This window comes from Mycobacterium sp. 23, from assembly GCF_048287075.1.
GTDB classification, from domain to species: Bacteria; Actinomycetota; Actinomycetes; order Mycobacteriales; family Mycobacteriaceae; genus Mycobacterium; species Mycobacterium gordonae_B.
This window is the reverse complement of record NZ_JBLVUX010000005.1, coordinates 2,878,690-2,896,130: the sequence shown is the minus strand read 5'-3', so window position 1 is coordinate 2,896,130 and position 17,441 is coordinate 2,878,690. Positions and strand designations below refer to the sequence as shown.

Annotated in this window: 23 protein-coding genes; 21 read left to right on the top strand and 2 right to left on the bottom strand. The window is 65.2% G+C overall.

What is annotated here, in order from left to right; genetic code table 11:
• The 8 genes from rplP (at nucleotide 1) to ACNQS7_RS14590 (ending at nucleotide 7,657) form a co-directional block, all read left to right on the top strand.
• Nucleotides 1–417, top strand: coding sequence for a 50S ribosomal protein L16 (gene rplP / locus ACNQS7_RS14625; protein WP_055576361.1), 417 nt, complete (start codon nucleotides 1–3; stop codon nucleotides 415–417).
• Complete coding sequence (rpmC, locus tag ACNQS7_RS14620) at nucleotides 417–650, top strand: 50S ribosomal protein L29 (protein WP_055576360.1); 234 nt, start codon at nucleotides 417–419, stop codon at nucleotides 648–650. Before rplP ends, rpmC begins: the two co-directional genes overlap by 1 nt.
• A complete protein-coding gene (gene rpsQ / locus ACNQS7_RS14615) occupies nucleotides 650–997 on the top strand; it encodes a 30S ribosomal protein S17 (RefSeq protein ID WP_055576359.1) in 348 nt (115 codons plus the stop codon). Before rpmC ends, rpsQ begins: the two co-directional genes overlap by 1 nt.
• 386 nt (nucleotides 998–1,383) lie before the next feature.
• Nucleotides 1,384–2,622, top strand: coding sequence for a cytochrome P450 (locus ACNQS7_RS14610; RefSeq protein ID WP_418013089.1), 1,239 nt, complete (start codon nucleotides 1,384–1,386; stop codon nucleotides 2,620–2,622).
• A gap of 96 nt (nucleotides 2,623–2,718) precedes the next feature.
• Complete coding sequence (locus ACNQS7_RS14605; RefSeq protein ID WP_418013088.1) at nucleotides 2,719–5,076, top strand: arylsulfatase; 2,358 nt, start codon at nucleotides 2,719–2,721, stop codon at nucleotides 5,074–5,076.
• On the top strand, nucleotides 5,057–5,725 hold the full coding sequence (locus ACNQS7_RS14600; protein WP_418013087.1) for a hypothetical protein: 669 nt from the start codon (nucleotides 5,057–5,059) through the stop codon (nucleotides 5,723–5,725). The genes ACNQS7_RS14605 and ACNQS7_RS14600 overlap by 20 nt, the downstream gene beginning before the upstream one ends.
• Before the next feature lie 4 nt (nucleotides 5,726–5,729).
• Complete coding sequence (locus ACNQS7_RS14595) at nucleotides 5,730–6,623, top strand: formylglycine-generating enzyme family protein (RefSeq protein ID WP_418013086.1); 894 nt, start codon at nucleotides 5,730–5,732, stop codon at nucleotides 6,621–6,623.
• A gap of 98 nt (nucleotides 6,624–6,721) precedes the next feature.
• Entirely contained in the window at nucleotides 6,722–7,657 is a 936-nt protein-coding gene (locus tag ACNQS7_RS14590) for a DUF4436 domain-containing protein (RefSeq protein WP_418013085.1), read from the top strand.
• 2 nt (nucleotides 7,658–7,659) lie between these two features.
• Here the strand turns inward: ACNQS7_RS14590 and pstS are convergent, their stop codons facing one another.
• A complete protein-coding gene (gene pstS, locus ACNQS7_RS14585) occupies nucleotides 7,660–8,802 on the bottom strand; it encodes a phosphate ABC transporter substrate-binding protein PstS (RefSeq protein ID WP_418013084.1) in 1,143 nt (380 codons plus the stop codon).
• A gap of 261 nt (nucleotides 8,803–9,063) precedes the next feature.
• Between pstS and ACNQS7_RS14580 the strand changes: the two genes are divergently transcribed.
• From ACNQS7_RS14580 to rplO, 13 genes are all read left to right on the top strand, one after another.
• Nucleotides 9,064–10,035 carry a DUF4436 domain-containing protein gene (locus tag ACNQS7_RS14580; RefSeq protein ID WP_418013083.1) on the top strand — a complete coding sequence of 324 codons (972 nt, stop codon included), beginning with the start codon at nucleotides 9,064–9,066 and terminating at the stop codon, nucleotides 10,033–10,035.
• 16 nt (nucleotides 10,036–10,051) lie between these two features.
• Nucleotides 10,052–10,939: a DUF4436 domain-containing protein gene (locus tag ACNQS7_RS14575; protein WP_418013082.1), complete on the top strand. Its 888-nt coding sequence runs from the start codon at nucleotides 10,052–10,054 to the stop codon at nucleotides 10,937–10,939.
• Between the two features lie 196 nt (nucleotides 10,940–11,135).
• Nucleotides 11,136–12,047: a DUF4436 domain-containing protein gene (locus ACNQS7_RS14570; protein WP_418015997.1), complete on the top strand. Its 912-nt coding sequence runs from the start codon at nucleotides 11,136–11,138 to the stop codon at nucleotides 12,045–12,047.
• Between the two features lie 227 nt (nucleotides 12,048–12,274).
• A complete protein-coding gene (rplN, locus tag ACNQS7_RS14565; RefSeq protein ID WP_055580336.1) occupies nucleotides 12,275–12,643 on the top strand; it encodes a 50S ribosomal protein L14 in 369 nt (122 codons plus the stop codon).
• Nucleotides 12,644–12,961: a 50S ribosomal protein L24 gene (gene rplX, locus ACNQS7_RS14560; RefSeq protein WP_418013081.1), complete on the top strand. Its 318-nt coding sequence runs from the start codon at nucleotides 12,644–12,646 to the stop codon at nucleotides 12,959–12,961. It begins immediately after the preceding gene.
• Nucleotides 12,962–12,963: 2 nt separating this feature from the next.
• Entirely contained in the window at nucleotides 12,964–13,527 is a 564-nt protein-coding gene (rplE, locus tag ACNQS7_RS14555) for a 50S ribosomal protein L5 (RefSeq protein ID WP_055580334.1), read from the top strand.
• A gap of 4 nt (nucleotides 13,528–13,531) precedes the next feature.
• Entirely contained in the window at nucleotides 13,532–13,717 is a 186-nt protein-coding gene (locus ACNQS7_RS14550) for a type Z 30S ribosomal protein S14 (RefSeq protein WP_055580333.1), read from the top strand.
• A 20-nt stretch (nucleotides 13,718–13,737) separates the two neighbouring features.
• Nucleotides 13,738–14,136 (top strand): 30S ribosomal protein S8, encoded by a 399-nt coding sequence (rpsH, locus tag ACNQS7_RS14545; protein WP_055580332.1) that lies wholly within the window; start codon nucleotides 13,738–13,740, stop codon nucleotides 14,134–14,136.
• Nucleotides 14,137–14,147: 11 nt separating this feature from the next.
• Nucleotides 14,148–14,687, top strand: coding sequence for a 50S ribosomal protein L6 (gene rplF, locus ACNQS7_RS14540; RefSeq protein WP_418013080.1), 540 nt, complete (start codon nucleotides 14,148–14,150; stop codon nucleotides 14,685–14,687).
• A 35-nt stretch (nucleotides 14,688–14,722) separates the two neighbouring features.
• Nucleotides 14,723–15,091: a 50S ribosomal protein L18 gene (gene rplR, locus ACNQS7_RS14535; protein ID WP_082658836.1), complete on the top strand. Its 369-nt coding sequence runs from the start codon at nucleotides 14,723–14,725 to the stop codon at nucleotides 15,089–15,091.
• 37 nt (nucleotides 15,092–15,128) lie between these two features.
• Complete coding sequence (gene rpsE / locus ACNQS7_RS14530; RefSeq protein ID WP_055580329.1) at nucleotides 15,129–15,806, top strand: 30S ribosomal protein S5; 678 nt, start codon at nucleotides 15,129–15,131, stop codon at nucleotides 15,804–15,806.
• Nucleotides 15,803–16,000, top strand: coding sequence for a 50S ribosomal protein L30 (gene rpmD / locus ACNQS7_RS14525; RefSeq protein WP_055580328.1), 198 nt, complete (start codon nucleotides 15,803–15,805; stop codon nucleotides 15,998–16,000). The genes rpsE and rpmD overlap by 4 nt, the downstream gene beginning before the upstream one ends.
• Nucleotides 15,997–16,437: a 50S ribosomal protein L15 gene (rplO, locus tag ACNQS7_RS14520; RefSeq protein ID WP_055580327.1), complete on the top strand. Its 441-nt coding sequence runs from the start codon at nucleotides 15,997–15,999 to the stop codon at nucleotides 16,435–16,437. The genes rpmD and rplO overlap by 4 nt, the downstream gene beginning before the upstream one ends.
• A 74-nt stretch (nucleotides 16,438–16,511) precedes the next feature.
• On the opposite strand, the gene ACNQS7_RS14515 is transcribed toward rplO, so the two are convergent.
• Nucleotides 16,512–17,438, bottom strand: a complete 927-nt coding sequence (locus ACNQS7_RS14515) for an LLM class flavin-dependent oxidoreductase (protein ID WP_418013079.1) — start codon at nucleotides 17,436–17,438, stop codon at nucleotides 16,512–16,514.
• Nucleotides 17,439–17,441 lie beyond the last annotated feature (3 nt).

The following is a 17,441-nucleotide window of genomic DNA, read 5'->3' as shown; positions in this document are numbered from 1 at the left end:
ATGCTGATTCCCCGCAAGGTCAAACACCGTAAGCAGCACCACCCCCGTCAGCGCGGTATCGCCAGTGGCGGCACGGCGGTGAACTTCGGTGACTACGGTATCCAGGCGCTCGAACACGCCTATGTCACCAACCGGCAGATCGAGTCCGCTCGTATCGCCATCAACCGGCACATCAAGCGTGGCGGCAAGGTGTGGATCAACATCTTCCCGGACCGCCCGCTGACCAAGAAGCCCGCCGAGACCCGGATGGGTTCGGGTAAGGGTTCGCCGGAGTGGTGGGTGGTCAACGTCAAGCCCGGACGGGTGCTGTTCGAGCTGAGCTACCCGAACGAGCAGATCGCGCGGGCGGCGCTCACCCGGGCGATCCACAAGCTGCCGATCAAGGCACGCATCGTTACCCGAGAGGAGCAGTTCTGATGGCAGTGGGAATCTCCCCTGGCGAACTGCGCGAGCTCACCGACGAGGAGCTGCAGGAGCGGGTTCGCGAGTCCAAGGAAGAGCTGTTCAATCTGCGCTTCCAGATGGCCACCGGCCAGCTCAGCAACAACCGCCGGCTCCGCGTGGTGCGTCAGGAGATCGCGCGCGTCTACACGGTGCTGCGTGAACGAGAACTGGGTCTGGCCAGCGGGCCCGACGGTAAGGAGTCGTGATGGCAGAGGCTAAGAAGGCGGCCCCGAAAGCGGCCCAGAAGGCGGACGCCCCGGCAAAAGAGAAGGGCCCCAAGCACACTCCGGCCAACCCCAAGCCGCGCGGTCGTCGTAAGACCCGCATCGGCTACGTGGTGAGCGACAAGATGCAGAAGACCATTGTCGTCGAGCTCGAAGACCGTGTGCGGCACCCGTTGTACGGCAAGATCATTCGGACGACCAAGAAGGTCAAGGCGCACGACGAGAACAGCATCGCCGGCATCGGCGACCGCGTCTCGCTGATGGAGACGCGGCCCCTGTCGGCCACCAAGCGCTGGCGCCTCGTGGAGATCCTCGAGAAGGCCAAGTAACTCTCGGTAACTCCCGCGAGCAGACGTAAAATCCCCCGTTTCATCGGCGAAACGGGGGATTTTACGTCTGCTCGCCAACGAACTCGTCCACTGATCGGGGGACACGAAATACCGCCCTGCTCGGGCTTATCGGTGGACATCGCCGGCTGATCTGCGTTGTTAGTTTCTAATTGCGCAATTCAATCAGCGAATAAAGGAGAAACCATGTCCCACGAGATGCTGTTCAACGAGAGCGAGATCGTCTACTCGGCGCCGATCTACAGCGCCACCGACGCCTGCGAATAAGCACGCACGAGGAAGTCGATCCTGACCCCGGCCGTACCTGCGACCACTTGCGGGTGGGTCGGGGTCAGCGGCATCAGTCGCCTCATTCCCGATTGGACATCATGACCAGCTGCCTCCTGCCGGCCCGGCTCGGTTTCGACCTCACCGACCCGGCCAACTTCGACAACGGCTTCCCGTACCACATCTTCGAGACCCACCGACTACAGGCGCCGGTGTTCTGGCATGAGCCCACCGAGCACACACCCGACGGCGAGGGCTTCTGGTCGGTCGCCACGTACGCCGAAACTATTGCCGTGCTGCGTGATTCGGCGACCTTCTCGTCGGAGACCGGTGGCAAGCGACCGTACGGCGGCACGTTGCTGCAAGACTTCCCGTTGTCCGGCCGGCTGATCAACATGATGGATGACCCGCGGCACGCCGCTATCCGGCGATTGGTCAGCTCGGGTCTGGGGCCGCGGATCATCGGCCGCATCGAGGACGACCTGCGTCATCGGGCTCGCCGGTTGTTCGACCAGATCAAGCCTGGCGAGGCGTTCGATTTCGCCGTCGACGTGGCCGCCGAACTGCCCACCCAGATGATCTGCATCCTGCTGGGCGTGCCCGAAGTCGACCGGCACTGGTTGTTCGACGAGATCGAGGCGGGGTTGAACTTCCGCGGCTCCAGCAAAGAATTCGTGTCATGGATCTACGGCACCGACGCGCAGTCCCGGCGGGATGATTACGGCCGCGAGCTGATCGCGCGCAAGCGGGCCGAACCTGGCGACGACATGTTGTCGATCGTGGCCAACGCGACCGTCGACGGCAAGCCGTTCATGTCGGACGAAGAGGTCTATCTGTTCTTCCATCAGCTGTTCAGCGCCGGCAGTGACACCACCCGCAGTGTCACGTCCGTGAGCCTGCTCGCGCTGGCCGAGCGGCCCGACCAATGGCGGCAGCTACGCCGCGACCCCGGCATGCTGCCGGCCGCGATCGAGGAATTCGTGCGATGGACGACACCCTCACCGTCCAAGCGGCGCACCGCCACCCGCGATGTCACCCTGGCCGGGCACCGCATCCAGGAGGGGCAGAAGGTGCTCGTCTGGGATGCCTCGGCCAACCGTGACCCCAGTGTGTTCGACCGCCCCGACGAGTTCGACATCACGCGAAAGCCCAACCCGCATCTGGGTTTCGGGCAAGGCGTGCACTACTGCCTCGGAGCGACCCTGGCTCGACTGGAACTGCGGGTGTTCTTCGAAGAACTGCTGCCGCGCTTCGAGCGCATCGAGGTGTTGGCGCCACCGGAGTGGGTCGGCAGTAACCGGCGCAACGGTCTGCGGAGCCTGCGGGTCCGGATGCACTGACCAGCCCCGGGACCCCCCGAAATCTCAGCTGTTTTCTACCTGGCGCGTGTAATGTCCTCGGACGTTCGGGTGGTCATTTCAACGGTGAGGCTGGGTATGACGGGGTCGGCGCAGTTTGGCGGCAAGATCGAACTGGACATTCGCGATTCGGAACCGGATTGGGGTCCGTACGCGGCGCCGACCGCCCCGGAGAATGCCCCCAATGTCTTGTACCTGGTGTGGGACGACACCGGCATCGCCACCTGGGACTGCTTCGGCGGTCTGGTCGAGATGCCGGCCATGACGCGCATCGCCGAGCGCGGCGTGCGCCTGTCACAGTTCCACACCACGGCGCTGTGCTCCCCGACGCGGGCATCGCTGCTGACCGGCCGCAACGCCACCACCGTCGGCATGGCCACGATCGAGGAGTTCACCGACGGCTTCCCCAACTGCAACGGTCGCATCCCGGCGGATACCGCGTTGCTCTCCGAGGTGCTCAACGAGCGCGGCTACAACACCTACTGCGTGGGCAAGTGGCACCTGACGCCGCTGGAGGAGTCCAGCATGGCCGCCACCAAACGCCACTGGCCGACCTCGCGTGGCTTCGAGCGGTTCTACGGGTTCATGGGCGGAGAAACCGACCAGTGGTACCCCGACCTGATGTACGACAACCACCCGGTGAACCCGCCTGCCACACCCGAAGACGGCTACCACCTGTCAAAGGACCTTGCCGAACGGACAATTCAGTTCATCCGCGACGCCAAGGTGATCGCGCCCGACAAGCCGTGGTTCAGCTACGTCTGCCCGGGCGCAGGCCACGCGCCGCACCACGTGTTCAAGGAATGGGCCGACAAGTACGACGGCGTGTTCGACATGGGCTACGAGAAGTACCGCGAGATCGCGCTGGAAAAGCAGAAGGCGATGGGGATCGTGCCGGCGGACACCGAGTTGTCGCCGATCAACCCCTATCTCGACGTCAAGGGACCCAACGGCGAGCCGTGGCCGCTGCAGGACACGGTACGGCCCTGGGATTCGCTCAACGTCGAAGAGAAGAAGCTGTTCAGCCGGATGGCCGAGGTGTTCGCCGGCTTCCTGAGTTACACCGACGCCCAGATCGGCCGGATCCTGGACTACCTGGAAGAGTCCGGCCAGCTGGACAACACCATCATCGTGGTGATCTCCGACAACGGGGCCAGCGGCGAAGGCGGACCGAACGGCTCGGTCAACGAAGGCAAGTTCTTCAACGGCTACATCGACACCGTCGAGGAGAGCATGAAACTCTTCGATCAGCTCGGCGGCCCGCAGACCTACAACCACTACCCGATCGGGTGGGCGATGGCGTTCAACACGCCCTACAAGTTGTTCAAGCGCTACGCCTCGCACGAAGGCGGTATCGCCGACACGGCAATCATCTCCTGGCCCAACGGAATTGCCGCACACGGTGAGGTCCGGGACAACTACGTCAACGTCAGCGACATCACCCCCACCGTGTACGACCTGCTCGGCATGACGCCGCCGGAGACCGTCAAGGGCATCCCGCAGAAGCCGCTGGACGGAGTGAGTTTCAAGGCCGCCCTTGAGGATCCGGGTGCCGATAGCGGCAAGAAGACGCAGTTCTACACAATGCTGGGCACCCGGGGGATCTGGCATGAGGGATGGTTCGCCAACACCGTCCACGCCGCCACCCCCGCCGGCTGGTCGCACTTCGACGCCGACCGCTGGGAACTGTTCCACATCGAAGCCGACCGCAGCCAGTGCCACGACCTGGCCGCCGAGCACCCGGACAAGCTCGAAGAGCTCAAGGCGCTGTGGTACTCCGAGGCCGAGAAGTACAACGGGCTCCCGCTTTCGGACCTGAACATCATGGAGACGATGATGCGCTCGCGGCCCTACCTGGTGGGCGAGCGCGACAGCTACGTCTACTACCCCGACTGCGCCGACGTCGGCATCGGCGCCGCAGCGGAGATCCGGGGCCGTTCCTTCACGGTGCTGGCCGACGTGACGGTCGAGACCACCGGCGCCGAAGGCGTGATCTACAAGCAGGGTGGAGCGCACGGCGGACACGTGCTCTTCATCCAGGACGGCCGCCTGCAATACGTCTACAACTTTCTCGGTGAACGCCAGCAGCAGATCCAGTCGAACGGGCCGATCCCGTTGGGCAGGCACCTGTTCGGCGTCCGCTACGAACGCACCGGGACCGTCCCGAACAGCCACACGCCGATCGGGAACGTGACGCTGTACTTCGACGAACACGCGGTCGGAATGCTTCCCGACGTGATCACCCACCCCGGGACATTCGGGCTGGCCGGCGCCGGCATCACGGTGGGCCGCAACGGCGGCTCGGCCGTCTCCAGCAAGTACAAGGCCCCGTTCGTGCTGACCGGCGGCAGCGTCGCCCAGGTCACCATCGACCTTTCCGGCCGGCCCTACGAGGACGTGGAAAAGGAACTTGCGCTTGCCTTTTCGCGGGACTGAGGTGTCCGCGCAGCGGGTGCGCCTGGTCGGCCTGGTCTGTCTGCTGGGCGTTCTTGCCGGTTGCGACTCGCACACCGGAGGATCCGCCGCGCCCGCGCCGCACTCGGATCCCGCCGAACCGGTGCCCGGCATCGCACCCACCCACCCCGACCGTATTCCGCCCAACGCACTGTCGTGTGTCGTGGCGCCGGTGGGTGACGGCGATCCCACGCCGGCCGCCGTATCCGATCCGGATGCGCCGCAAATCACCATCACGGTGCCGCGGGGCTGGACCTCGATACCCGGCGCCGGCGACACCGCGCTGACGGCCAGTGGCCCCGACACCCTGACCGCGACGGTCACCATCGCGGCGACCGACCTGACACCCGAAAGCGCGTTCCTGCGCCACACGTCCACCGTCGGAGGGGCCTTGCCGCGGCTGAAGTTCTCGGTCACCGGCTCGCCGTTCTGCGGGTACAGCAGCCAGCAACTCACCGGAACCCTGCAGGGGCCGTCCGGCGGCATCGACTTCGCCGATCGCATCACCCACATCTGGACCAACACCAAGCAGTACCTGGTGACCATCCATGTGCAGGCCAACGCCGGCACTCCCGGGTTCAGGGAGGCGAGATCCGCGTTGACACAGGATTTCGCGGTCGTCATACCCTGAAGCGGTGTTGACAGAGCTGGTCGAACTCCCCGGCGGGTCTTTCCGGATGGGTTCGACGAGCTTCTATCCCGAAGAGGCGCCGATCCACACCGCGACCGTGGCCCCCTTTGCGATCGAGCGGCACCCGGTGACCAACGCGCAGTTCGCCGAATTCGTGGACGCCACAGGCTATGTGACGGTGGCGGAGCAGCCGCTCGATCCCGCGCTGTATCCCGGTGCCAACCCCGACGACCTGGTTCCCGGAGCAATGGTGTTCCGGCCGACGGCTGGTCCGGTTGATCTGCGCGACTGGCGGCAGTGGTGGGACTGGGTGCCGGAGGCCAGTTGGCGCCGCCCGTTCGGCGTCGGCAGTGACCACCCGGCCGACCGAGCCGAGCACCCCGTTGTGCAGGTGGCATATCCCGACGCCGCGGCCTATGCCCGCTGGGCCGGTCGCCGCCTGCCCACCGAAGCCGAATGGGAGTACGCCGCCCGGGCCGGGGCCACGGGCACCTACTCGTGGGGGGACGAGGAAAAGCCCGGCGGCCAACTGATGGCCAACACGTGGCAGGGCAGATTCCCGTATCGCAACGACGGTGCGCTGGGCTGGATCGGGACCTCGCCGGTAGGAACGTTCCCGGCCAACGGCTTCGGCCTGGTCGACATGATCGGCAATGTCTGGGAGTGGACCACCACCGAGTTCAGTGCCCACCACCGAATCACGCAGCCGCCCAAGGCCTGTTGCGCGCCCACTGGTCCCGCCGATCCGACGGTCAGCCAGACCCTCAAGGGCGGATCGCACCTGTGCGCACCCGAGTACTGCCACCGTTACCGGCCGGCGGCGCGTTCGCCACAGTCGCAGGACACCGCGACCACCCACATCGGGTTCCGGTGCGTGGTGGATCTCAAGACGAGCTAAAGAAATTCGTGTATCTATCGCTCTGCACGTTGTTGCCGGTTAATGTGTGACGAGTTTCGCCTCATTACGCCCGTGCTGTCACCGAAAGGCCGCGATCGATGAGCCACCAGGCCCCGCCGCCCGCACCCCCGGCACCGCCCGCCCCCACGGCACCGTCATCGCCGCCGCCGAAGTCGTCGCGGGGCAAACGCATCCTGATCGACATCGGCGTGATCCTGGCTGTGGTCGTGGTCTATGTGCTCTCGCTGGTCGGGGTGCACCTGCTGGCCACCTCGGCTGAGGGGCTGCCGGAAGCCGACATGGGCACCACCGACGACACCGTGGTGCAGGTGAAGATCGAGGAACTGGATACCGTCAACAACCGCCTCAAGGTGAGTGTGCTTGTCATTCCTGAGGATTCGAAGTTCGACAAGAAATTCCACACGCTGACTCAAGACCTCACCGTGCGGATGTACCCGGAGAATGACCTGGGGGACCTGCAGTACCCGGTGGGTAAGTCACCCGCCCAACAGACGACCTATCTCGACGCGCAGGGCGACCCCGCCAACTGGCCCTTCGACTCCTACACCACCGGCACCATCCAGGCCCAGGTGTTCGCCGGAACCGGCGAGAACCGGACGGTGGAGGACGCCCGTGTCGAGGTCATCGGAGAGGTCGGCGGCTGGGACGCCACCGTCAGGCGCGTCGGTGAGTCGACCCAGAGTTCGCCCCGCCCGGACGACGTGATCATCACGTTGCACCGGTCCAAGAGCACGCTGATCTTCGATGTCGGCATCGTCCTGGTGCTCATCGCCCTGCCGGCGCTGGCGCTGTGGGTGTCCATCCCAATGGCGTTGGGCAAGAAGAAGTTCTTGCCACCGTTCGTGTCGTGGTTCGCCGCCATGCTGTTCGCAGTGGTCCCGTTGCGCAATATCTTCCCCGGCAAGCCGCCGGAAGGGTCATGGGTCGACCAGGCCATCACCCTGTGGGTGCTGCTCGCACTGATCGTCGCGATGACGTTGTTCATCATGGCGTACCGAAAACAGTCGGACTGAGTTCAGGCGGGCGGTTCACTCCGCTGCGGCGCATCGCCGACCGCGCCGATCGCGTCGACGGCTTCGGACACCCGGGCCTGAAATCCGGCCGGCAACGGGATGTAGCCGAACTTGTTCAGATCGACTTGACCCGGGCCGATCGCGGCCTGCAGGAACGCCTTGACCGCCAGTGCGACTTCCGGTGTGGGGTACTTGGAGCAGACGATCTCATAGGTGGCCAGCACGATCGGGTAGACGTCAGGTTGGGCCGGGTTGTAGAACGACGAGATGTCGAGCACGAGGTTGTTGCCCTCGCCGACGATCTTGGCTCCGCTGATGGTTTTGCCGACGGTGTCGGTGCCGATCCGGACGGGCCGCAGCGACCGGCGGCTCGCGGGCGTCTTGATCTCGGCGGCATAGAGACCTTGTTCGAGGGCGAAGGACAATTCGTTGTAGCTGATCGCGCCTTCGGTGGACTTGACCAACTCCGCCGTGCCCTTGTTGCCGACGGCGCCGACGCCGACCGCGCCGTTGAAAGCCTTGCCGGTGCCTTGCTTCCACGCCCCGGCGGACGCGGCGGTCAGATAGGACTGGAAGTTGTCGGTGGTTCCTGACGCGTCGCTGCGGTAGACGACGCGGATGTCTTCGGCCGGCATCGATGCATTCAGCGCGGTGAGCGCGGGGTCGTCCCAGCGCGTGATCGTGCCGTTGAAAATCTTGGCGAGCGTGGGCCCGTCGAGCACCAGGGTGTCGACGTTGGCGAGGTTGTAGGTGATGGCCATCGGGCCGAACACGACGGGCAGGTTCCAGGCGTCGGCCCCGCCGCACCGCTGTTTGGCGGCGGCGTACTGATCGCCCGACAGGGGCGTGTCAGAGCCCGCCAAATCGGTTTTGCCGGAGAGGAATTCGGTGATCCCGGCGCCAGAGCCGATGGCGTTGTAGTTGAGCGTCTGCTCGGAGCACGCCTTGTGGTAGGCGTCGATGAACCGCGTCATCGCATGAGCCTGCGCGGTCGAGCCGCTGGCGGTCAGCGTCTGTTTGCCGCCGCATGCCACCTTGGCCCCGCTCACGTAGGGGAGGGTGGCTTGTGCGGTGGTGCAGGCCGAGAGCACCAGGGAGCCGGCGGCCAGCAGGCCGACCCCGACGGCCGGTCGGTTGCGCGTCATGCGGTGGCCCCTCTCAAAGCAGCAGACGCTCATGCTGACACCGACATCTGTCCGAATCGGCGCGGTCAGGAGAACATCGGGTGAACCGGTCGGCTTTTCTGGGTTAATGTCCGGTGTCTCGGGTGGCGCAGCCGGCCAGGCTGCCGGATTACAGCCAGATGTATTGCCGGTGAACCGAATTCAGTCGCGGCGCGGGGGTCCGGGTAGTTCGCTAGCATCTGACCTCGAGCGGTGGGGATGCGTGGCGAGCGGAGGTGTGCGATGACCACTGAGGCTCCACCCACCCCGTCGACGGACAAACCGCGGCCCGCGGCGGAGAAGCCGCACAAGAAGAAGAAAAAGCCGGCGGCGAAGAAGCCGCAGAAATCGCGGATCCTGGTCGGCATCATCATTCTGACGGTCATCGTCATCTTCTACGTGCTGTCACTGGTCGGGGTACACATTCTGCAAAGATCTGAGGGCCCGCTGCCCCCGCTGGACCTCAGCCAGGGCGGCGGCGATGCCACGATCGTGCAGCTGCGGCTGGAGGAACTGAAGCCGGTCGCCAACCGACTGACGGTGGATGTGCTTGTCTATCCAAGCATTTCGTCGTATGACAATCGCTTCGACGTGCTGGGCACCGACGTCGCCGTGCGCCTCTATCCCACCAGCGACCTGGGCGATCTGCACTACCCGAAAGGCAAAGCCCCGGCACAACTCAGCACCACGGTGGAAGCGCACGGCGACCCCGGCAATTGGCCGTTCGATTCCTATCGCACCGAACCGATCGCCGCCGACGCGTTCGTCGGGTCCGGCGACAACCTCAAGAAGGTACCTGCTCGGGTGGAGGTGACCGGAGCGCTCGACGGTTGGGACATCAGTGTCAACCGGGTGCATGATCCCGCCGCTCTTCCCACCTCTCGGGCGATGGACAACGGCAACGTGGTGGTGACCTTCAAAAGGGCGAAGGGCCCGTTGATCTTCGATCTGGGCATCTGTCTGGTCCTCATCGCGCTGCCGACGCTGGCTCTTCTGGTGGCAGTCCCGATGGCATTGGGCAGGCGGAAGTTTCTGCCCCCGTTCGCAACCTGGTACGCCGCAAACCTGTTCGCCATCGTTCCGTTGCGCAACATCCTTCCGGGCGCTCCACCACCCGGCTCGTGGATCGACCAGGCGATCGTGCAGTGGGTGCTGATCGCGCTCGTGACGGCGATGAGCCTGTATATCGTCGCTTGGGTGCGTCAAGGGGACTGATCTACCATCTGACTTCGTGTCGGCCGATGCTCCCCCGCCTGAGCCGGGGATTCCCGAGCACAAACACATGTCGGTGCGAAAGCACCTGATCCTCGACTCGTCGATACTCATCGGCTTCGCCGCGGTCTACATCTTCACCCTGCTGAACTATCAGTGGCTGGCCCCGCACCCGCTGCCGAAGGTGGATCTGCGATCCCCCAAGGACACCGTGGTGAAGGTGCACATAGACGGACTGCGCAACAAAGAGAACATGCTCGACGTGACGCTGGTGCTCAAGCCGGACGAGGCGATCGTCGACAAGAAGACCGGCCGGCTCAACATCGACACGGCGGTGCGCTTCCCCTTGCAGGACGACATGGGCGAGGTGCCGTACGAGTTGGACAAGGCGCCGGAACCCAAGGACACCACCATCGAGGCACGGGGCGAGCCACGCAACTGGCCGCTGGACACCTACACCACCGACCCGATCCGAGCCGAATGGCTGGCCGGTGCGGGCCCGGACCGTCACTACGAGGCGGCCAAGATCGAGGTGGACGGATCAGCGGACGGCTTCGACATCGACGTCGCCCGAGTTGACGACAGCCCCAACGACGTCGTCATCACCCTGAAGCGGACGCGGGCGCAGCGAATCTTCGACATCGGGATCTGTCTGGTGCTCATCACGCTGCCGGCGGTGGCGTTGTTCGTCGCGATTCAGATGGTGACCCGCCGACGGCCGTTCCTGCCGCCGTTCGGCACCTGGTACGCGGCGATGTTGTTCGCGGTGGTGCCGCTGCGCAACTTCCTGCCGGGTTCGCCGCCGACGGGCGCCTGGATCGACCAGGGCCTGGTGATCTGGGTGTTGCTGGGGCTGGCCGCCGCCATGGTCATCTACATCGTGGCGTGGTACCGCGATCGGGCCTGAAACTGCCTTTGGGCAAGGAAATCTGCGCGTACCCGCACGGATCGCCGGTGTGGTGTTAACCCAGGTGACGCACAATGTTACGGGCGCGTAGCGCGTCGTACCAAAAGCTGCCAGCAAACAAATCAATTGCTAATCTGCCGCAGTGACAGTGCACAGGGAGCTGGCCGCGCCGGCGGGCCCTCGACCCGAGTTCGACCTGGACGAGACGTTCGCGCTGCCCGCGCACAGCCCCGCTGATGCCGATCAGCGGCGTCGCCGCCGCCACCTCATCCTCGATGTCTCCGTCGTCCTCAGCGTGGTCGTCGTCTACCTGTTGTCGCTGTTCGGTTACCACCTGCTGGCCACCTCACCCGGGCCGCTGCCCGAGCCGGACATGACGACCACTGACAACAGCGTGGTCCTGGTGCGCATCGAGCAACTGCACGCCGTCGAACATCGCCTGGACGTCAAAGTCCTCGTCAAGCCCGATGATTCGATGGTCGACCCGCGCCTGAACGTGTTGAACACCGATACCTCGGTGCGATTCTTCCCGCAGAACGACCTGGGCGACCTGCAGTACCCGATGGGCAAGTCGCCGGCGCAGGTGGCCACCACCATCCCGGCGCACGGCGAACCCGGTGACTGGCCGTTCGACACCTACACGACTGACACCATCCAGGCCGATGTGCTGGTCGGGGCCGGCGACGGCCGTCAGTACAAGCCGGCCCGAGTGGAGGTGACCGGCGTGCTGGAGGGCTGGGACGTCTCGGCGAGCCGGGTCGGGCGGGACAGCCACGACCCTAACCGCCCCGACAATGTGATCATCACCATCAAGCGGGCCAAGGGGCCGCTCGTTTTCGATCTGGGGATCTGCCTGGTGCTGGTGGCCCTGCCGACGCTAGCCCTGTTCGTGGCCATCCAAATGCTGACCGGCCGGCGCAAGTTCCTGCCGCCGTTCTCCACCTGGTATGCCGCGATGCTGTTCGCGGTGGTGCCGCTGCGCAACATCCTGCCCGGTTCTCCGCCGGCCGGCTCCTGGGTCGACCAGGCGGTGGTGATCTGGGTGCTGATAGGGCTCGCGACCGCGTTGATCCTCTACATCCTGGCCTGGCACCGGCAGGGGGACTAGCCGGCAGGGGGACTAGCCGGCAGGGGGACTAGGACGCCAATTTGGTGCTGAGCTGGGTGTCCCCTAGACTCTAGGGGTTGCCTTGGGCAGACCTCGGCTGGCTTTGCGGTTTGAAAGCCGGCCCCGCGTGCCTTTCGGTGACAAACAGTTTTTCAAGACCGCGCACGTCAGGCTCATTGAGCTTGTTTCAGCCTGCCGCGCACACGTCCACCAGGTCAGGAGATCGAGTGATTCAGCAGGAATCGCGGCTGAAGGTCGCCGACAACACCGGCGCCAAGGAGATCTTGTGCATCCGCGTGCTCGGCGGCTCGTCGCGACGCTATGCCGGCATCGGCGACATCATCGTCGCCACGGTCAAGGACGCCATCCCGGGCGGCAACGTCAAACGGGGTGACGTCGTGAAGGCCGTCGTGGTGCGCACCGTCAAGGAGCGCAGGCGTCCCGACGGCAGCTACATCAAGTTCGATGAGAACGCCGCGGTGATCATCAAGCCCGACAACGACCCGCGCGGTACCCGCATCTTCGGGCCGGTCGGCCGCGAACTGCGGGAGAAGAAGTTCATGAAGATCATCTCGCTCGCCCCGGAGGTGTTGTAGGTGAAGGTCCATAAAGGCGACACCGTGCTGGTCATCGCCGGCAAAGACAAAGGGGCGAAGGGCAAGGTCATTCAGGCCTACCCGGAGCGCAACCGGGTGCTGGTCGAAGGCGTCAACCGGATCAAGAAGCACACCGCGATCTCGACCAACCAGCGCGGCGCCCGCTCGGGTGGCATCGTCACCCAGGAAGCGCCGATCCACGTGTCCAACGTGATGGTGGTCGACTCCGACGGCAAGCCCACCCGCATCGGCTACCGCGTGGACGAAGAGACCGGCAAGCGGGTCCGCATCTCCAAGCGCAACGGCAAGGACATCTGACGATGACTACTGCAGAGAAAACGCAGCCGCGCTTGAAAGAGCGCTACCGCAATGAAATCCGCGACGCACTGCACAAGCAGTTCGGTTACGGCAACGTCATGCAGATCCCGACGGTGACCAAGGTTGTGGTCAACATGGGTGTCGGCGAGGCTGCCCGGGACGCCAAACTGATCAACGGCGCCGTCAACGACCTTTCGCTGATCACCGGGCAGAAGCCGGAGATCCGCAAGGCTCGGAAGTCCATTGCGCAGTTCAAGTTGCGCGAAGGCATGCCGATCGGCGCGCGGGTCACCCTGCGTGGCGACCGGATGTGGGAGTTCCTCGACCGGCTCACCTCGATCGCGCTGCCCCGTATCCGTGACTTCCGCGGGTTGTCGCCCAAGCAGTTCGACGGTGTCGGCAACTACACCTTCGGTCTCGCCGAGCAGTCGGTGTTCCACGAGATCGACGTGGACAAGATCGACCGGGTCCGCGGTATGGACATCAGCGTCGTCACCTCGGCGACGAACGACGACGAAGGACGAGCGCTGTTGCGGGCCCTCGGCTTTCCCTTCAAGGAGAACTGAGCAGATGGCGAAGAAGGCACTGGTCAACAAAGCCAACCGCAAGCCGAAGTTCGCGGTGCGCGGCTACACGCGCTGCAGCAAGTGCGGTCGTCCGCGCGCGGTGTTCCGCAAGTTCGGGCTCTGCCGAATCTGCTTGCGCGAGATGGCGCATGCGGGCGAGTTGCCCGGCGTGCAGAAGAGCAGTTGGTGACAGGACACAGGGACTAAACCATGACGATGACGGACCCAATCGCGGACTTCTTGACACGTCTGCGCAACGCCAACTCGGCGTACCACGACGAAGTGACCCTGCCGCACTCCAAGATCAAGGCCAACATCGCCCAGATCCTGAAGAGCGAGGGTTACATCACCGACTTCCGCACCGAGGATGCTCGGGTCGGCAAGTCGCTGATCGTCCAGCTCAAGTACGGACCCAGCCGCGAGCGCAGCATCGCTGGCCTGAAGCGGGTGTCCAAGCCCGGCTTGCGGGTGTACGCAAAGTCCACCAACCTGCCGCGGGTGCTGGGAGGCCTTGGCGTCGCGATCATTTCGACGTCGTCGGGTCTGCTCACCGACCGTCAGGCAGCCAGACAGGGCGTGGGCGGCGAAGTCCTCGCGTACGTATGGTGAGGGGTTAGACGATGTCGCGTATTGGTAAGCAACCGGTTCCGATTCCCGCGGGAGTCGACGTAACCATCGAAGGCCAGAGCGTCTCGGTCAAGGGGCCCAAGGGCACCCTGGAACTGACGGTCGCTGAGCCGATCACGGTGGCGCGCAACGACGATGGCGCGATCGTGGTGTCCCGTCCGAACGACGAGCGGCAAAACCGTTCGCTGCACGGGCTGTCCCGCACCCTGGTGGCCAACCTGGTCACGGGCGTGACGGAGGGCTACACCACCAAGATGGAGATCTACGGGGTGGGTTACCGCGTGCAGCTCAAGGGCAGCAACCTGGAGTTCGCCCTCGGCTACAGCCACCCGGTGGTGATCGAGGCGCCCGAGGGCATCACGTTCGCCGTACAGGCTCCGACGAAGTTCACGGTCACGGGGATCGACAAGCAGAAGGTCGGCCAGATCTCGGCGAACATCCGCCGTCTGCGCCGCCCCGACCCGTACAAGGGCAAGGGCGTGCGCTACGAGGGTGAGCAGATCCGCCGCAAGGTCGGAAAGACAGGTAAGTAGTCATGGCGCAATCACAAGCTGAAGCGCAGAAGCCCGTGGGGCAGAGCGTATCCGCGACCCGCCGGGTCTCGCGGCTGCGCCGGCACGCGCGGTTGCGTAAGAAGATCTCCGGCACCGCGGAGCGTCCCCGGCTGGTCGTCAACCGGTCTTCGCGGCACATTCACGTGCAGTTGGTGAATGACCTGAACGGCACCACCGTGGCCGCCGCGTCGTCGATCGAATCCGACGTACGCGGTCTGGATGGGGACAAGAAAGCCCGTAGCGTGCGGGTCGGACAGTTGATCGCCGAGCGGGCCAAGGCTGCCGGCGTCGACTCCGTGGTCTTCGACCGCGGCGGCTACACCTACGGTGGACGGATTGCGGCATTGGCCGATGCTGCCCGCGAGAACGGATTGCAATTCTGATGAGCAGCATCAGCGTGATGAACGGAAGGACCGCATAATGGCGGAACAGTCCGCTGGGGGTCAGGGCCCCGACAGCCGTGACGGCGGCCGCGACTCGCGCGACGGACGGGGCCGTCGCGACGGCGGTGGCCGTGGCGGTCGCGACCGTGACCGCGACGGCGACAAGAGCAACTATCTGGAGCGGGTCGTCGCCATCAACCGTGTCTCCAAGGTGGTCAAGGGTGGTCGGCGCTTCAGCTTCACCGCTCTGGTCATCGTGGGTGACGGCAACGGCATGGTCGGCGTCGGCTACGGCAAGGCCAAAGAGGTTCCCGCCGCGATCGCCAAGGGCGTCGAGGAGGCTCGCAAGGGTTTCTTCCGCGTGCCGTTGATCCGCGGGACCATCACTCACCCGGTACAGGGCGAGGCCGCCGCCGGCGTCGTGCTGCTGCGCCCGGCCAGCCCGGGTACCGGTGTGATCGCCGGCGGTGCGGCGCGTGCGGTGCTGGAATGCGCCGGCGTACACGACATCCTGGCCAAGTCGCTGGGTAGCGACAACGCGATCAACGTGGTGCACGCGACGGTCGCCGCGCTGAAGATGCTGCAGCGCCCCGAAGAGGTCGCCGCTCGGCGTGGTCTGCCCATCGAGGACGTCGCCCCGGCCGGGATGCTCAAGGCCCGCCGCGAAAGTGACGCGCTGGCCGCCGCGGCAGCGCGAGAGGGAACAGCACAATGAGCCAGTTGAAGATCACCCAGGTGCGCAGCACCATCGGTGCGCGCTGGAAGCAGCGCGAAAGCCTGCGCACCCTGGGTCTGCGCAAGATTCGCCACTCGGTGATCCGCGAAGACAACCCGCAGACGCGCGGGTTGATCGCAGTGGTGAACCACCTGGTTGAGGTGGAGTCGGCGCCCGAAGGGAAGACACAGTGACTATCAAGCTGCACGACCTGCGGCCTGCGCCCGGGTCGAAGACCGCGCGCACCCGAGTCGGCCGCGGTGAAGGTTCCAAGGGCAAGACCGCGGGCCGCGGTACCAAGGGTACGAAGGCACGCAAGAATGTTCCGTCGACCTTCGAGGGTGGGCAGATGCCCATCCATATGCGGCTGCCCAAGTTGAAGGGCTTCCGCAACCGGTTCCGCACCGAGTACCAGGTGGTCAACGTCGGCGACATCAGCCGCTTGTTCCCCGAGGGCGGCACCGTCGGCATCGACGAGTTGGTGGCCAAAGGCGCGGTTCGCAAGAACGGGTTGGTCAAGGTGCTCGGCGACGGCAAGCTGACTGTGAAGGTCGACCTGACCGCACACAAGTTCAGCGGCAGCGCACGGGAGAAGATCACTGCCGCCGGCGGCAGCGCCACCGAGCTGTAAGGTTTTGCCGCGAGCAGACACAAAGTCGCACGAATCCGCTGCGCGGAGTGCGATTTTGTGTCTGCTCGCGCCAGTTAACTTAGCCGCGGAATAACTTCTGCGGCAAGGCGTTCCATCTGCTCACGGTCTTCCGCCGCGTTCTCCCCGACGGGGTTGAACAGCAGCATCTGCGCCCCCGCGTACATCACCTCCCGCAGACCGCGGATCACGTCTTTGGGTGTGCCGTAAACCGGAACGGCGTCGATGCCGGCCATGCCGCCATAGATGCGACGCAGCCCGGCGAGCACGCGTTCGCGGGCTCGGTCGGCGTCGTCGTCGATCATCAGATACACGCGTTTGCCGATGGTGAAGGTTGCCGGGTCCTTGTGTTGTTCGGCGAGTTCGCGCCGCACGATATCCACTGCCTTGGCGAAGTCCGCCGTCGTGGAAGATCCCGCGCCGAGAAAGGCGTCACCGTGCCGCACCGCGCGGGCCAGGGCCTTGGGCGCCAGGCCGCCGAACCAGATCGGGGGATGCGGCCGCTGCGCAGGCTTGGGCGCGATGGGCAGGTCGTCGACATCGCGGAACCTGCCGTGAAACGTCACCCGGGGCTCGTCGGACCACGCGGCCTTCATCAACTGCAGGCCTTCGGTGAAGTAGCTGATGAAGCTGTCCTGCTGCACGCCGAAGGCGGCGAAACGGCGACGGCTACCGCCGGGGGCGACACCGACGTCGAGCCGGCCGTGGCTGAGGCGGTCGACGGCGGTGATCGCCGAGGCGAGTTGCAAAGGATCATGCAGTGACGTGACGAGAACGGCGACTCCCAGCCGCAGCCGCTGTGTGCAGGCCGCCGCGTAGGCGAGCAACTCCAGCGGCGCCAGCAGGGGTGCGTCCCCGATGATCTGCTCGAGGACCCAGCCGCCCTCAAACCCGAGTTGCTCCGCACGGGCGAGATAGGAACGCAGCCCGTCGGCGTCGAAGTCGCCCGAAATGAGTTGGGGGATGGCTATCGAATACCTCACGGG

Coding starts and splice junctions, on each gene's coding strand:
- rplP (WP_055576361.1), top strand. CDS start 1: ATGCTGATTCCCCGCAAGGTCAAACACCGTAAGCAGCACCACCCCCGT.
- rpmC (WP_055576360.1), top strand. CDS start 417: ATGGCAGTGGGAATCTCCCCTGGCGAACTGCGCGAGCTCACCGACGAG.
- rpsQ (WP_055576359.1), top strand. CDS start 650: ATGGCAGAGGCTAAGAAGGCGGCCCCGAAAGCGGCCCAGAAGGCGGAC.
- ACNQS7_RS14610 (WP_418013089.1), top strand. CDS start 1,384: ATGACCAGCTGCCTCCTGCCGGCCCGGCTCGGTTTCGACCTCACCGAC.
- ACNQS7_RS14605 (WP_418013088.1), top strand. CDS start 2,719: ATGACGGGGTCGGCGCAGTTTGGCGGCAAGATCGAACTGGACATTCGC.
- ACNQS7_RS14590 (WP_418013085.1), top strand. CDS start 6,722: ATGAGCCACCAGGCCCCGCCGCCCGCACCCCCGGCACCGCCCGCCCCC.
- pstS (WP_418013084.1), bottom strand. CDS start 8,802: ATGACGCGCAACCGACCGGCCGTCGGGGTCGGCCTGCTGGCCGCCGGC.
- ACNQS7_RS14580 (WP_418013083.1), top strand. CDS start 9,064: ATGACCACTGAGGCTCCACCCACCCCGTCGACGGACAAACCGCGGCCC.
- rplE (WP_055580334.1), top strand. CDS start 12,964: ATGACTACTGCAGAGAAAACGCAGCCGCGCTTGAAAGAGCGCTACCGC.
- ACNQS7_RS14550 (WP_055580333.1), top strand. CDS start 13,532: ATGGCGAAGAAGGCACTGGTCAACAAAGCCAACCGCAAGCCGAAGTTC.
- rpsH (WP_055580332.1), top strand. CDS start 13,738: ATGACGATGACGGACCCAATCGCGGACTTCTTGACACGTCTGCGCAAC.
- rplF (WP_418013080.1), top strand. CDS start 14,148: ATGTCGCGTATTGGTAAGCAACCGGTTCCGATTCCCGCGGGAGTCGAC.
- rpsE (WP_055580329.1), top strand. CDS start 15,129: ATGGCGGAACAGTCCGCTGGGGGTCAGGGCCCCGACAGCCGTGACGGC.
- rpmD (WP_055580328.1), top strand. CDS start 15,803: ATGAGCCAGTTGAAGATCACCCAGGTGCGCAGCACCATCGGTGCGCGC.